General features: G+C 53.1%; 13 protein-coding genes. 8 read left to right on the top strand and 5 right to left on the bottom strand.

Translation table 11 applies throughout. The features are described 5' to 3' along the window. Positions 1–39 precede the first annotated feature (39 nt). The 3 genes from MFFC18_RS01930 to MFFC18_RS01940 all read left to right on the top strand — a co-directional run bounded on the left by MFFC18_RS01930 (position 40) and on the right by MFFC18_RS01940 (position 2,668). Entirely contained in the window at positions 40–636 is a 597-nt protein-coding gene (locus MFFC18_RS01930; protein ID WP_075084830.1) for an ATP-dependent Clp protease proteolytic subunit, read from the top strand. Positions 637–699: 63 nt separating this feature from the next. Continuing rightward, positions 700–1,131 carry an OsmC family protein gene (locus tag MFFC18_RS01935; protein ID WP_075084829.1) on the top strand — a complete coding sequence of 144 codons (432 nt, stop codon included), beginning with the start codon at positions 700–702 and terminating at the stop codon, positions 1,129–1,131. A 376-nt stretch (positions 1,132–1,507) separates the two neighbouring features. Continuing rightward, complete coding sequence (locus tag MFFC18_RS01940; protein ID WP_075084828.1) at positions 1,508–2,668, top strand: hypothetical protein; 1,161 nt, start codon at positions 1,508–1,510, stop codon at positions 2,666–2,668. A gap of 406 nt (positions 2,669–3,074) precedes the next feature. Here the strand turns inward: MFFC18_RS01940 and MFFC18_RS01945 are convergent, their stop codons facing one another. Together MFFC18_RS01945 and MFFC18_RS01950 are read right to left on the bottom strand one after the other, a co-directional pair. Further along, positions 3,075–3,653: a hypothetical protein gene (locus MFFC18_RS01945; protein WP_148618592.1), complete on the bottom strand. Its 579-nt coding sequence runs from the start codon at positions 3,651–3,653 to the stop codon at positions 3,075–3,077. A 56-nt stretch (positions 3,654–3,709) separates the two neighbouring features. Then, complete coding sequence (locus MFFC18_RS01950) at positions 3,710–4,126, bottom strand: CBS domain-containing protein (RefSeq protein WP_075084826.1); 417 nt, start codon at positions 4,124–4,126, stop codon at positions 3,710–3,712. An 88-nt stretch (positions 4,127–4,214) separates the two neighbouring features. Here MFFC18_RS01950 and MFFC18_RS01955 point away from each other — a divergent pair, with 88 nt between their 5' ends. Beyond that, positions 4,215–4,562 (top strand): hypothetical protein, encoded by a 348-nt coding sequence (locus MFFC18_RS01955; RefSeq protein WP_075084825.1) that lies wholly within the window; start codon positions 4,215–4,217, stop codon positions 4,560–4,562. Here the strand turns inward: MFFC18_RS01955 and MFFC18_RS01960 are convergent. Beyond that, the gene (locus MFFC18_RS01960) at positions 4,559–6,880 is read right to left on the bottom strand and encodes a hypothetical protein (RefSeq protein ID WP_075084824.1); all 2,322 of its coding nucleotides are present in this window, start codon (positions 6,878–6,880) and stop codon (positions 4,559–4,561) included. The genes MFFC18_RS01955 and MFFC18_RS01960 overlap by 4 nt on opposite strands. Positions 6,881–7,028: 148 nt before the next feature. Next, positions 7,029–7,673 carry an RsmD family RNA methyltransferase gene (locus tag MFFC18_RS01965; protein ID WP_075084823.1) on the bottom strand — a complete coding sequence of 215 codons (645 nt, stop codon included), beginning with the start codon at positions 7,671–7,673 and terminating at the stop codon, positions 7,029–7,031. A 71-nt stretch (positions 7,674–7,744) separates the two neighbouring features. On the opposite strand from MFFC18_RS01965, the gene MFFC18_RS01970 reads away from it, so the two are divergent. The 4 genes from MFFC18_RS01970 (at position 7,745) to nth (ending at position 12,353) form a co-directional block, all read left to right on the top strand. Further along, positions 7,745–8,965 carry a peptidylprolyl isomerase gene (locus MFFC18_RS01970; RefSeq protein ID WP_084417158.1) on the top strand — a complete coding sequence of 407 codons (1,221 nt, stop codon included), beginning with the start codon at positions 7,745–7,747 and terminating at the stop codon, positions 8,963–8,965. An 82-nt stretch (positions 8,966–9,047) separates the two neighbouring features. Continuing rightward, complete coding sequence (locus MFFC18_RS25185; RefSeq protein ID WP_075084821.1) at positions 9,048–10,367, top strand: peptidylprolyl isomerase; 1,320 nt, start codon at positions 9,048–9,050, stop codon at positions 10,365–10,367. Between the two features lie 94 nt (positions 10,368–10,461). Beyond that, positions 10,462–11,703: a peptidylprolyl isomerase gene (locus MFFC18_RS25190; protein ID WP_075084820.1), complete on the top strand. Its 1,242-nt coding sequence runs from the start codon at positions 10,462–10,464 to the stop codon at positions 11,701–11,703. Then, positions 11,700–12,353 (top strand): endonuclease III, encoded by a 654-nt coding sequence (gene nth / locus MFFC18_RS01985; RefSeq protein WP_075084819.1) that lies wholly within the window; start codon positions 11,700–11,702, stop codon positions 12,351–12,353. The genes MFFC18_RS25190 and nth overlap by 4 nt, the downstream gene beginning before the upstream one ends. A 66-nt stretch (positions 12,354–12,419) precedes the next feature. Here the strand turns inward: nth and MFFC18_RS01990 are convergent, their stop codons facing one another. Beyond that, a complete protein-coding gene (locus MFFC18_RS01990) occupies positions 12,420–14,849 on the bottom strand; it encodes a calcium-binding protein (RefSeq protein ID WP_075084818.1) in 2,430 nt (809 codons plus the stop codon). Positions 14,850–15,205 lie beyond the last annotated feature (356 nt).

Here is a 15,205-nt window from a genome sequence, read left to right on the forward strand (position 1 = left end):
ACAATTCCTTCAACGGTTCAATAGCCGGAGCAACAAATCATGCCAATCGTTCCTTACGTCGTCGACAACACTGGTCGAGAAGAACGCGTTTACGACATTTACAGCCGACTGCTCAAAGACAGAATTATCTTCCTTGGTCAGCAGGTGACTGCGGATCTGGCGAATTCGCTGGTCGCGCAGATGCTCTTTCTTCAATCAGAAGATCCGAAGAAAGACATTCATCTCTACATCAACTCACCTGGCGGTAGCGTAACCGCTGGATTGGCGATTTACGACACGATGCAATTCGTCAGCTGCGATGTGGCCACCTACTGCATGGGTCAGGCCGCCTCGATGGGCGCGATGCTGCTCACGGCAGGTGCTGCCGGCAAGCGTTTCGCATTGCCAAACGCCAGCATCATGATTCACCAGCCGCTTGCCGGAATGCAAGGCACGGCGGAAGAAATCATGATCCATCGCAAAGAACTGCGTCGTGTGAAAGCCCATCTCAACAAGCTGATTGCTCATCACACTGGCAAGTCAGTCGAAGAGATCGAAGAGAACACGGACCGTGACAACTTCATGAGCTCGGAAGAGGCTCGTGAGTTTAACTTGATCGATCGCGTCGTCGCGAGCATCGAAGAAGCATCCGCATAGAATTGCGTTTGGCTCAATCGCGTCAATATTTCCAGATAGTAACGCTCCGAAAGAGAACGCAATATGGATTTTCATCATTTCTATACCGCGACTGCGAAGACGACCGATTCGGGTTCGGTAAACATTGACATCGAAGGCCTCGAGCCCATGGAGTCCAATGCTCCCAAGGAATTCGGTGGTCCTGGAGACAAATGGTCGCCCGAAGACCTGCTGGTCGCGGCGGTTGCCGATTGCTACGCACTTTCGTTTCGAGCCATTGCCGGGATGTCGAAGTACGCGTGGAAAGATCTTTCGTGCGAAGTTGTTGGCGAGTTGGACAAAGCGTCTGACGGCGTTCAGTTCGTGGGCTTCAAGGTGAAGGCTCGACTGGTCGTGGACGCCGAAGCGGATGTCGCGCGGGCTGAAAACCTTCTGAAGAAAGCGAAAGGTGCTTGCTTCATCACCAATTCGCTCAAGGTAGATGCTGAGCTGGAAACGGAAGTCGTGGTCGGCTAGGCACTGTTTGCTAACTGTGAGCCCCTTGCCGCTCATGTTTGGCCGCGTTGACGACATGAAGATCAATTTGTCAAACAGTGCCTAATAGTGCTGCAAATCTGAAATTCGAAACGGACCCGTGACAACGATGTCGCTGGTCCGTTTTTTTGTCGAAGCATTGATGTCATCGCTCTGGGTGAAAGCAGTTTTATGCCAGCAGTTTGGCACGGCGTTGATACTGACAGCCCACAACCGTCCCGCGGTCCGCAAATCAGAGCTTCCTGGTGGATCAGCGTGTTGAGGTCACATTCGTGATGCAATTGACATTGCGTTGAGGTGCCTTTTTCCCGTAAAGGTTGGGTCGAATTAGTTCCAATGCAGCAAACGGGCGTCAGAAATGCGCTTCATCACAATCATCATTTTGCTCGGCAGCATCCTGGCCGCGGCTCCGGGATGTCGGACCACGTCCGTGCAGTGTGAGCGCGAAACAGCGTTGCTCCGTGCCGAGATTCTTGACCTCGAAGACAAATACTACGCGCTCAAATCGCAACACGAGCGCGTGCTAACCGGCGGATCAAACGCCGTCGCTACCAACGATGTTATCGGCAGCGGAATCGTTGCGGGATCGCCGATGGTCGTAAACTCATGGCCAGTGCAAGGCGACGTGATCTACGAAGACCAGATAGTGCCCGGCGGTACTGCGGTCTACCAGGCACCACTCGAAGGCGAAGTCTACTACGACGGCCAGGTTTACGAGGGTCAGATTTACAACGGACAAAGCTATGAAGGCCAAGTGCTTCCGATGGCTCCCACGCCAATTGAGTCACCAGTGACCAACCCTGGCGTTGAGACAGTGCCTTCGGCTGGCGATACGAACGCGTTGCCACTTGATCTTGATAACCAGTCGAACTCTCCAACCGGCGATACAACGCTACGAAACGCTCCAACACTGGAACTTTCCGACGGTCCGGAACTGGAAGTCGGTTTCGAGGAGTTGGAACTTCAGCTTGCCGACGAACAGGAAGTCGATCGAATTGAGATTGTCCCGTCCGCGACGCGCGGCAAGGATCTCGATGGAGTTGCAGGCCATGATGGTCTCGAGATCATGATCCAGACGCTGAACTCGGATGGAGAATTTGTTGACCAAGCCGGCGAACTGACGGTGGTCGTGAAAGACAATCTGGCTGGAGAGATTGGAAAGTGGACTTTCTTGCCGAAAGAGTTGAAGCTGTTCCTGTCGCGCGATGAACTTGGCAACATGGGAACGCTTTTGCATCTACCCTGGACCGATCGGATTCCGGTCAGCAAACAGGTCGAAGTTCGCGTCTCGATGATGATCGGCAGCATCGAATATGTTGCGACGCTGGATCTGAAAATTGATCCTCCAACCGGTCAGCCCGGTGATAATGCGATCGTTGGTTGGGGCGGCGAAGATACACGCTGGCTTTCGCCGTCGAAACCATCGACCCAGCCGTCTGTGTTTGCGAGCCCCCAGCTACCAGCGAGCAAACCGCCATCGACGGCGGTTCAGCGGCCAAAGTGGAAACCAGTCCGGTAAGTGCGTCCGTCGACCGCTTTCATCACAGCGATGTCAGATTCGATCGGGCTCTGACGAATCGCAATCGTCGCGAACTTTATCGCTCGTTTGAAACTACGTTCGAGCCGCGGAGTTGCACGATTTGTTCCGCGTGCTCCATGGCAAGGTTCGGACACTTCGTAACTCTCTCGCAGCTATTGCATACGATGCGAACGATATCGTGTCGGGAAACAGACGGTGTCAGCTTGGTAATTTCACGGATGGATTCGGCAAGTCTTTTGCAAATCATGGTTTGGTCTTTCTGTTCGTGACTGTCAATGGTTAGGTTGCTTAAAAAATCTGTCTCGCTGGTCGCCAGTCGATGAGTTGGGTTTTCGAGAACGACCGAATGTTCGTTCGGGGCTTGGTCGTCACCCAGCCAGAACGACTACCCGTCCAGGTCATCGTCGTCCGGTTGAGGACCATGTTTGCGTCTGGTCGGACCGTCCCACTGGGTCGGGATCAGTTTGACAGGGCCTCCTTTGGCAGGTTTCTCAATGCGGAAACGGCTACGGACATAACCGTGGCAATCGATGCAAGTCGTCGACATGTGGAGGTAGGTGTAGTGAGCCGCTTGCAAGTCTTCACGTTCGGCATGTTCCGCCAGCTTGTCACACTGACGGCGGAAGGAGACGCTGTAGTGTTGGTAGACTTCGTCGACTGATCGAGGCCAATGTGCTGCCTCGGCAATCTTCTTCAGTTGCCGGGCACTGTCCCGGATTTTGACGAAATCTTCGGTCACCAAACCGGCCAGGACCTTCTGCGAATTGGCGAGCTTGGCATCCATATACAGTTGAGTGTCGTCAACCCGCTCGGGCTCCGACTGAACCTGCTCTTGCTGATTGGCGTTCGCCTGGTTTGTCAGGGCTGGCGTTTGCAGCGGTGGTTTCGCGCATACCCAAGCCCCACCGATCACCATAATTGCGGAGGTGAAGATTGCTGCGAGTGATTCCGTTCGAAGTTGCATAATCATCCTTTCTCAGAAACTGTCGTACAAAATGTGCGCCGGCGTTTACGCCGGGTTTACAGTTCGGCAAGAAAGTTAATCAGGTCCGTCGATGTGACCAAGCCCACGAGTTTTTCTCCGTCAACGACTGGTAACGCGTGGAAGCTGTGTGAGCCAAGCAACCGAGCTGCGTCGCGAATCGTCGCGGTCTGCGGAATGGTTACTGGATTTTGATTCATGATGTCGTGCATCTTGTAAGTGTGGTCGAGGATGCTATCGAGGCCTTTGCCGTCCTGATTTCCAAACTCCCCAAACGAAACTCGCATAAAGTCATTGGATGTCACGATCCCAATCAGTTTCTCGCCACTGACGACCGGCACGTGGTGAATTGGCTTTTCCTCGAAGATCTGTCTTAGTTGAGAAACCGGCTGTCCGTCATGAACGGTGGTCAGTTCAGTTGACATGATCCCGGAGATCGATTCATTCTTCTTCATGGCGTCTCAATAAAAATGGAAAGGTCGTAGGCGGCAGGCAGTGAGTCACAAGATTCGGTGTCTGCGATGGAAATCAATAGCAAGGGCCATGCCACCAACGAATCAGGGCCGTCCGCCTATCTGGAATTCGGAAACGAAGTTGCTCAAGGCAAACAATGGCTTGCGTCTGCGGGCAATTCGCGGAATCGAAACCAATGAAAGCGTCGATGGATCGAAACGGTGTGTCGTTGTGCCGGGCGAGAATGCTCAGGCAGCCGTGCGGGTGAGCACGCTGGCAGAATTCGAAAGAAGCGGAATTTATGTGTTCCGGGCCAATGGCCAGGCGTTGCCAGGACTCGGCAATAACTGGCCTCAAACCAGCATCCATGCAAGCGTGCAAGCGAATGGGTCAAAGAGCAGCGAACGCGTCGCCTGGCACAACTCAACCCTGCTCTAGTATTTCAACCTACGGGCCGTCCGCGGTGTTTCGACACGCGAAGCCTCTGGTTGAAACGATCCCAGTTGATCGGACCACGACCCTGGAACGACTTCTTCCGGAGCAACGATTGGCACGGGCTGGTTCAGATTCGAAGCGTTGTCCAGCGCCACGCCGCACCAGCCTTCCGCCAAAGATAGCCGGCCAATTCCGAGGGCCAGTCCAGGTACCTTTTCACGAACGGCAGCTGGCAACAGGTCGAACGCGTACTGTCGATCGAGAATAACTTTGAACGCGCCACGAATCGCAATCTGGTCGGCAAGCCGTAAATCAGAACCCTCCGAAACCACTTCTGAAAGGTTGACGCGATCAAGCACGACCCGCGTTCCGATGTATTTCGGGACGAAGCTGGTGGTGACCTTGATTTTCTTCCAGGGGCGACCGTTGCCAATCTGAAATCGGCGAAAACTGAACGTCACGCTGGCAATGCCGTCTTCAAAATCCACTCGAACGCCATCATATTTTTCAAACTGAAACGTCGCTTCAGCTTCCGTGTTTTTTGACTCGTACGGAATGCCGGTGATTTTCTCGATATGCTGACCTAGCGTGATCGCGTCGAATTTTTTTCCATTGATCCCAAAACGCTCGATCAAATTGTTGAGCGCCGATTGGTGAAACTGAACCGTCAGAAGGTCTGACTCAAAATCGGTAGGCCGTGGCTGCCACGCCGCCATTTGGTCACGGCCCGCGACACGGTAGCGACCGACGATCCGCTGATTTGACGTGCTCAACTGGACGGTTTCCGGTTCCAGATCCATCGAGATCAGTCGTGACAACACCACCTCGTGAATGCCTTTGCGCAGTTGCTGTACCAGATCGTTGACTTCCTGTTCCACGCGCTGCTTGGCGCCCGTTTCCACACGATGCTTGGTCAGCTTGAGTGCTTCCGGCGTTTGCTCTTCTGCCTTTTGCTTGGCGATTTTTCGAGTCAACCAGCCGACCAGCGGAACTCGATCGTAGCTGCCGCGGAGACCGGTCAGACGCTGTCGCGCTGTCGACGTTGCCTGAGCTTCTTCCGACGTAACGCCCGTGCGGCTGAACGCCAGCTTTTGAAAGACCTTGAAATCTGCCAGGCCCCGGTTCTCGAAAATGAATCCGCTTCGCTTGGCGACCGTTTCCGACGTCACATGGCCGATCGTTTCGATACCCAACGAAATTTCGTTAGGGTTAGGGATCAACGCGATTCGCAACTGATTCTCGATCAGGCTTTGGCCAGAGACCTTGGCTCCCTGGATTCTTTCCGACACCGGTTCGGTCATCGCAGGTACCTGTGGCAGCATCTGGTTTAGCATTCTCTGATTGATTGCAATTCGAAAGTTTGCGTTTCGCCAGTGAGAATCGATCGTCGCTGCCAACTCGTTAGCAACAGGATCCTCCGACCACAGCAGGTTTTGATACTCATTGTTCAGATACGTCGCATACTTGCCGGAGTGCTTTTGCTCCATCATCTCGATCAGCTTCATCAGCATCGTATGATCAACTTCATCAGATGCCGCGTCTCGAATCGCCGTGAGAATCTCAGGGGCGAAGAATGGTTGAAACAGATCTCGTTGGGCATCGGTAAGCGACGGAGAATGGTAACGCGCCAAAAATTTCTGTGACGCTTCACGCAGGTCTCGGCGAGCATTCTTGTCCATATTTGAAACGCTGGCTGCTTCAACCAAAGCATCCCATGCAAGATACTCCTGCCATCCCGTGTTGTTGGGGATTTGTTTCTGCAGCAGCTCATCAAGATTCTCTGGTAACGAACTCAAGCTGACCGTTCGGACTGGAGTTATCTTTTTCGATGCAACGGCTTTCGCATGATCGATCACGCCGGCCCAAACTTCGATCCGACGGCCCAGTCGGTACTGAAACCTTTGCAATTCCGAGACCAGTTCCGCGGCTTCCACGTTGAGCCCGCCGGACGGTTGGCTGATGGAGATTTGCTGAATTAATGGGGTCACCGCCTGTCGCTGCTGATTCAATGCCATCAACGCTTCGACTGCTTCTTCACTGGTGACTTCTGTTTCGTCGCAGAGGTACTCGGCCAGCTCTTTGGTGCGAACTGCCCAGGCTTTTGTCAGCTCGAACTCCTCGAACGCGGTCAGTTCCTTGAGCAGCTGAATTGCAGGCGGCCATTTGGATTTCGGTTGTTCGCTGGCTTGGGCGCTGTTGGGTGATCGCATGATCTGCGCATCAGAGCGATCGACGTGACCGAGCAATCCGATCAGGACGAACAATGCCAACAGCTGTGATATCTTCGTTGTTCGAGTGAAGTTGGCTGGACGCGAATGCATGCAGGTTTCGTGGGCTTCTGGGTGCGACTATGTCTACCAAGAAACATCGGAACGGCTCCTGATCAGAGTCGAGTTTCAAATCGCATTCGCAGAATGAAAATTGCTAGCGGGATGTTGAATTAGCCAGGCTTTGAGGCCTAAACCAGTTCTAGCCCCGCTTATGGGCCACCGAGATGTATGCAGGCGGGTAGTATCGGGTTTGCCATTGGACTTCATCGGGAAGATCGCTGGTTTGAAATCGATGATCCGACTCGACGACAAAAACGCTGTCTTCAGGTGCGACATCGATCAGGCTGTGCATCGTGATCAGCAACTCATCGCGGTTATCTTCAAAGAGCGCGTAAGGTGGACAGCAAAAAACCACCCACGGTTCGGCCGGCCACGAATCGCGGTCGTTGAGGAACTGACGCACCCAGAAGAAAGTGTCAGAATTGATAACTTTGGCTTTCGATTCCAGCCCAAGGGACTGAACATTCGATTCAACGATACGTAACGTAGGAATGTGACGCTCGACAAGGAAAGCCTGCGTGGCCCCTCGGCTGAGTGCCTCCAGTCCAATGGCTCCGGTGCCGGCAAAAAGGTCAAAAGCTGCCTTGCCCTCAACGTAGCCTCCGACCAGATTGAAACAGGCTTCTCTCGTCAGGTCCTTCATGGGCCGCGTGACCGGATCGCCGGAGTACTCGATCTGCCTGCCCCGAAACGTGCCGCCAATAATTCGCAACTTGCCGACGTCCGCGCTGGACTGTTGGCTGTTGAAGTCCTTGAGATTTTTTCCTCGAGTTATTTTGGCCATGTTTGAGCGGACACGATAAGCGTACAATTTGAAAGCCCCATGATAACATTCGTGAAACGATTTGAGCCCCGATGAACTCACCTTTTAATTGCAAAACAATTCGATGTCTCGCGGTGGTTGTGATTCTGATCGTTGGGGTTGTTGGACAGATGGAATCTGTGGCCGCACAGGAAGCTACAGAGGGCGTTTCTTCCAGGGAGAGGTTCGAGCAGGCGTTGCTTCGTGGACGCGAGTTGGCCAAGGAATGCCGCAAAATCAGTTTGCACTTTTTCGACAGTTCATTGGAAGAGTCGCACGCGTGGAAAGAGAAATGGCCTGATGCAGCGAATGATTTGCGGGAACACAAATCGGTTCTTGAGAAAGCTGCGATCGACTGGTTTCTGGAATGCAATGAACCCGATCACGAACTGACTCAAATGGCGATTGCGATCTCCAACCAGGTTTACCTTGCGGGCGATTTTGAGCTGACGTGGAAAATCCTGGACAAGGTAAGAACTTTCTCTGAGGACGGAGACAACCCTGCGCTTCAACGACGCATGGCACTCGTCGGAATCAAAACCAACCGGTTCGCCGACGGGCTGAAGTTTCTCCAGCGACCCGATGCTCGCGAAGCGATCGATGCTCTCGATAATCGCGCTGACAAGAACATGTTTCGGTTATGCCCCATGCTGGCTGCGAACTGGGAACGGGAATCCGAACTAAGAAAAAAAGAAGCGGAAGCAGACGACTTGCCGCGGGTCAAATTTGAAACTTCGACGGGAGATGTGATCGTTGAGCTGTATGAGAATGAGGCTCCGGAGACGGTTGCCAATTTTATCAGTCTTGTCGAATCTGGATTCTATGATGACGCGCTTTGGCATCCGGTCGTCAAGGATTTGGTTGCTCAGACGGGTGCCTTTCACCGCGTCCGCAGATTGCCGGCACCGTATTTGATCAAGAACGAGTCAATGCTTGATGACTCGCGAAAACATTTCGCCGGAAGCCTGTCGATGGTGAACAGGCAGCGTGAACCACTATTGCCATCATCCGTGTTCGCGTTGATTATGCTGCCCAATCCCGAACTTGACTGGAATGGAAGCGAGGACGATAAATACTCACAGACTGTTTTTGGCCGTATCGTTTCGGGGATGGAGCATGTGCATGCTTTGCCTTCGACGGTCGAAATTGACTCAGAGTCTGACGAAGAGAAAGTCATCAAGGGTGTCAAGCATGGCCACATTATCAAAGCGACCGTTCTCCGCAAACGGGACCATGAGTACGCTTTTGAGAAAATCGACACCAACAAAAAATAGCCGATAATCCTGGCATGATTCATTTGAGTTGCGATTTGACCCACAGCCTCAATTTGAAACTTCAAAAACTGGGCTACGTAAAATGAAACCTACCCTCCGAAACTGGACTTTAATTCTGGCATGCGCGCTCGCGCCCGGTTGGATAGCCGAACCTGCGGTTCACGCTAAACAGGTTGATGCTCCCGGTGACGCGGCAGAAACTGAATCGGCGGAAGATCGCGAAATATCCGAAGAGGCCAAGGCCTTTCGTGATTTGCAGTTAAAACTGCGCAACAATCAGGACCGCATTGACCTGCTGTTCCGAACCCTGCCCATTGGATTTCCTCAGCGCAGAGCAGCGTACAAGACGGAAATTGAGCGTCTTGAGGTAGCCAATGCCCGTTTGAGGAAAGAGGTGTTTGCCAAAGCCAAAGCTGCTTTTAAAAGCAGTGAAAAGCCGAGCATGATGAGCACTCAAATTATCCAGAAACGCCTCGCGTCAATGCTTCGTCCTCGTAATTCGGATGACTTTTTCAACCCAGAGGCTTCGCTGGAGTTGATCGCGATGATGAAAGAGAAGTTTCCCGACAATCCATCGTTGCTTGAGTACGAGTTTCTGGCCAACTACGCGATCGAGCGATTCGAAAACGCGGACAAGGCACTTCGACGATACGAAGAACTGATCAAAGGCGATCTTTCGACAGCCAGGCAGGAACTGCAGGCGACGATGGAGAAGTATCAGCAGGAGCTGATGATTCGTCGTCTCGAATCCAATACTGACGATCTGCCGCGTGTGCTCCTTGTGACAACCGAAGGCGATATTCTGGTTGAGCTTTACGAGAATCACGCGCCCAATACAGTTGCGAACTTTATTCACCTTGTTCGTGATCAAAAGTTCTACGATGGTTTGTTGTTTCACCTGGTAAAACCTGGCGAATACGCGATGACCGGAAGCCCCACCGGCAACGGAATGGGTGACGCCGGATATCGAATCCCCTGCGAGTGCGATGGTGAGAAGATTCGTAGTCATTTCCGAGGCACGCTGTCGATGATGGCACCGGAAAAAGACCGTGGCGGTTCCCAGTTCTTTATCACACAGCAGCCAAACCCGCATACTTACGACGGTAAATACACCGCGTTTGGACGAGTCATTGAGGGAATGGACGTGGTGCTGAAATTGCGAAACGTTGACATGACCAGCCGCATGGCTTCCACAACGGATGTTTCTAAAGTCATTCGTGCTGAAGTGGTGCGAGCCCGCTCTCATACGTACATGCCGGAAAAAATTGCCAATTCCAGTTCGGTTGGCGGCCCTGGATTTACGGGTTCAGACTCAGGATTGCCTGGCGGAACGGACGATGACATGGATAGCACGCCTGGATCGTTTGACCTCCTCTTGCCGGGCGCAGGCGGCGGGAAATAATTGACGTCTGATCGTCTGACGACCGGACACATTGCTGGATCTCAGTGTGTCCTTTCTTTTTCTTACTGACCAACGTCAGCAAATGGAGTGAACGATGTTATTTCGTATTGGTTTCTGCCTGTTGTTTGCCGCGTTTTGTGTGCCTGAGTTCGCCGTTGCTCAAACCGATCTCGCGTCATTGAGCGAATCGTGGAAAGCGTGCAACGCAAAACTGATCGAGACATCGGAAGCGCTCGACAGCGGAGACGTTTCTCCCGGGCTCGCTGATGAGTACCGGGATCTGGTCGATGAAGCAAACGAGCTGATCGAGTCCATTCGAAAACAGGCTCTGGTTGAACTTAAGGAGAAGCCCGGCGATGGAAGTGTCTTTCAGGCGTTAGTGGCTGTGATGGTTTATGACGCACGAGCCGGTCGCGACGGAGATGTTCTGGATGTTGGTCAGGAGTTGATCAAATCGAAAATCAATCCTCTGTATTTTGAGGTTGCCGCAAAGGCGGGTGGGCTGGAGCTCAGTCAAAAGCAGGTCTTTGACGAGTTGGTGATTCGACATCGGGAAGCGATGGCTGACGATTTGCCACGAGTCAAACTGGAAACAACGGCAGGTGACATCGTGCTGGAACTTTACGAGAACGAAGCTCCCAACACAGTGCGGAACTTTGTGTCGCTCGTTGAGTCCGGATACTATTCCGACAAGCTGTTTCACCGCGTGATCGAAAATTCGATTGCTCAGGGAGGTGGCTATGAAACGGAAGGGATCGGATCGGGCGGTCCGGGCTATCAGATCGACTGTGAATGCAAACAGGCTGATGCTCGGCGAAACTTCACAGGAACAATCGCCATGGCGAATGCTGGCCGCGATACCGGTGGCAGCCAGTTCTTTCTCAATTTCAAGTACAACCGACCGCTTGATGGTGTGCACACGGTTTTCGGCCGCGTCATTTCCGGAGCAGATGTGCTTGATAAAATTGAGCGAACGGAACTGACAATCAATGGGATGGAACGTCCGATCGAACAGGCCAAGCCTGACAAAATTGTGTCTGCCACGGTGTTGCGGAAAAGGGATCATTCCTATCGCGTACGTAAAAAGGGCGAGCCAGCGTTGCCAGAAGAGCCTGTTGCAGAGAAAGAAGACGATGTTCCCGCTCTTGAGCTTGAGGAAGAGGCTGCCTCTGAACCTGAGATGAAAAAGGCAGATGCCAGCGAGGAAGAAGCTGACAAGGAAGAAGCTGGCAAGGAAGAAGTAGGCAAGGAAGATGTAGACAAGGGAGAGCCTTCGGAAGCGAAATCGAAAAAGGCTGATGAATCTGAGTCCAGCGACGACGAAGACCAGCAATGAAGAAAGCCGAGCGTGCCGAGTTGGTTCGAGAACGACTTGCGGAACTCTATCCCGATCCGCCGATTCCTCTCAATCACAGCAACCCGTTCACGCTGCTGGTTGCTGTACTGCTCAGTGCCCAGTGCACCGATGAACGGGTCAATCAAGTGACGCCAAAGCTGTTTCTCCTGGCTCGCAGCGCCAAAAAGATGTGCGAGGTTCCGGTCGAAGTGATCCTTGAAATCATTCGGCCTTGCGGTCTGTCGCCGCAGAAATCAAAAGCGATCGCTGGCCTGTCGAGGATCCTTGTCGATGAACACGACGGCAAGGTGCCTGCGGATTTTGAAGCACTTGAACGATTACCCGGCGTCGGACACAAAACTGCCAGCGTTGTGATGGCCCAGGCGTTCGGTGTTCCCGCATTTCCGGTCGATACGCACATCCATCGACTGGCTCAGCGATGGGGACTGACTAGCGGCAAGAACGTCAAACAGACAGAGGCCGACTTGAAGAAACTGTTTCCGGAATCCTGCTGGAACGATTTACACTTACAGATCATTTTCTACGGCCGGGAACACTGTTCGGCCCGTGGTTGCGACGGCACGAAATGCGAGCTCTGTCGGGCTTGCTATCCGAATCGCAAGAAACCGCCAACGATAAAAAAAGCCTGACCAGCGTTAACCGGTCAGGCTTGAATCTGTCAGCAGTTGATCTCGCGATGAACCGCGAGGCTCAAGCTAGAAAATTTCCAGCTTCGTAAACAGGTTGTCCACGAATTCAATCTTGTTCGCGAGGAATACTTTTTCAGGCTCGCGACCGTCTTCGAAGTACAAACGCCAAATGGAGGCAAAGTCTTCTTGTGGGTTGGACATGGCAAGGTCCTCAGCAAATTTTCCATTCTTCAGGTGGAACCACTGATTGTCCGTAGAGACCTGATAAAACTGAACGTTCGGATTTGGATTACGGGAGCCATCTTCATTGAAGATCGGAATCCAGTCGGTCAGTAACTTGAACTGGTTCCACAACGTCGTCTCTTGTGGCAACGCATCGGTTATGCCTTCGCTGGACGCCCACGCAAGTGCAATGTCCTGTGGCAACTCAAGGGAACGGAAAAGGTTTTCAGTCGGATCTGTCTCGTCCCACTCGCCCAGCGAGTACTGTCGCTCAACGATCGTGACTGGAACAAGTTTGCCAGTTGCCGGATCCGTAACCTGACGTGTGATCGTTACCAGTTCAGACTGCGAGAGATGAGTCCCGGCAGCGATTGTGTTTTCCTTGATGAAAACCAGTGGCTGGTCCGTTGCGGTGTCTTTAAGCAAACGAGTGTTGCCAGTTCGTTCGTGAAGCTTGGCAAACGCGTCGTCGATGACTCGCATTTCGATGTTCGACCAACCTCGTCCGCCATTGCGGAAGTTGATCTGTGCATCGTCAGCAGTACGATCTGCAATGACATCATCGCCGACCACAAGCATGCGGTCTTTGTCGTCACCGCCGACAAGATAATCGGATCCGCCAGATCCACCGATCAACCCGTCATTGCCTTCTTCACCGAAGAGTCGGTCGTCTCCGTTCTCGCCGAACAAGCGGTCATTGCCGAAGCCGCCGCGGATGAAGTCGTCTCCGTTGCCGCCCTGAATCGTATCAAAGCCATCGGCACCGATGAGAATATCATTGCCATCGTTGCCGTTGATCTCGTCGTTGCCAGCCTGACCGTAGATACTGTCGTTGCCTTCACCGCCCTGGATGAGATCCGCGTCGTCGCCGCCAAAGATCGTGTCGTCGTCGCCTTCTCCAAAAATCGTGTCGATGCCGGCGCCACCAACCAGAAGGTCATTGCCATCGTCGCCGTGAAGCTCATCGTCGCCATCACTGCCGTAGACTTCATCGTCTCCGTCGGAACCGAAAATCAAATCGTTTCCAGCTTCGCCGTTGAGGCTGTCATCGCCAGCATTGCCGTTGAGGAAATCGTTGCCATTGCCGCCGAGCAACGTATCGTTTCCGTTGCCTCCAAGCTGGACATCGTTTCCGTTGCCGCCGTTGAGAATGTCGTCGCCGTCCTCGCCCAACATGCGGTCCGTGTTGGCGCCACCAATCAGACGATCATTGCCATCTCCACCTGAAAGGCTGTCTTCGCCATCGTTACCGATCAGCGAATCGTTGCCCGGCCCGCCAATGAGGCCGTCGTTTCCTTCGTTACCGTAGATGAAGTCATTTCCTTCTTCACCGCGGAGGTTGTCGACCCCAAGTCCACCGGTGATGGTGTCGTCGCCGTCGCCTCCGTTAACGAAGTCATCTCCGTCGCCGGCGTAGAGAAAGTCATTGCCTTCGCCACCGAGCAATTCATCGTCGCCGTCAAGTCCCAGCAGCGTATCCGAACCAGTGTCTCCCTGGAGCGTATCCATTCCCGCGTTTCCGACCAGGCGGTCATCGTCTGCGCCGCCGTTGAGAACATCGTCTCCATCGTTTCCGATAAGCGTGTCATTGCCAGCGTTGCCGTTGAGAATGTCATCGTCTTCCTGGCCGTAGACCAGGTCATCGCCGTCACCGCCGATAATCTGGTCAGGTCCGAGACCGCCGAAGATTTCGTCGTTGCCGTCTCCGCCTTCACCGAAGTCGTTACCGGCATCCAGATAGATGCGGTCATTTCCGGCATCACCGAATGCGCGGTCGCGGCGATCGCCACCGATAATCAGGTCGTCGCCATCGTTTCCGTTGATCTCGTCTTCGCCATCGTTTCCGCGAAGCTGGTCGTCGCCTTCGTTTCCGATCAGTCGATCGTTTCCGTTTCCGCCGACGAAGTTGTCAAAACCCGATCCACCGACCAGGCGGTCATCGTCGTCGCCACCGTTGGCTCGGGAATCGACAGCGGTGTCGTTACGGAATGTGTCGACACCGGCTTTCCCTGAGAAGTAAACCATATTGACGTCCGTGAGCGGGAACATGTTGTCCATGCCGTTCACGTTCGCATTCAGGTCACTTCCAACCACGGTGATAATCGCAGTGTCATCGGCGGCATCGCCAATGATTGAAACTTGCCCCGACATCGCGTCAAAAGAAACGCTTGCCAACAGGCAGCGAGACTCAAGTGATTGATATTGGCGGTTTTCAGTCTTTCGACGGGAAACGATTTGGCGGTTGCCAAACAACTCGTTGAACAATGAGCGCATTTTTTAGGAGTCCAAAAATGGATTGAAGACAGCGGTAATGGCACAAAATTACCTATTCTTCTTTTAGTCGGAGCATGTAATTCTTTCAATTGATCCGTCCGCGGCGTGCCCGGAAATACAAAAATACCTGACGAACGTGCTGCTTCCGTCAAAGCTTCGGGTTGTTTGGACACTGAAGGAACTTTGAGGACGACTCAGGTTTCGACTGTTTTGCGCCCTGGCTTAATGTCCGAATGCTGTCAAAACGTGGAGCTTGTGCCCTCTTTATCCGGAAAATCGTCAATCTTTATCAAACCGGACCATCTTCCGCGCCGATACATTTCGATGGTGCCGCACCGGATGCTAGCCACCGTTGT

The sequence above is a fragment of the Mariniblastus fucicola genome, assembly GCF_008087665.1.
GTDB classification, from domain to species: Bacteria; Planctomycetota; Planctomycetia; order Pirellulales; family Pirellulaceae; genus Mariniblastus; species Mariniblastus fucicola.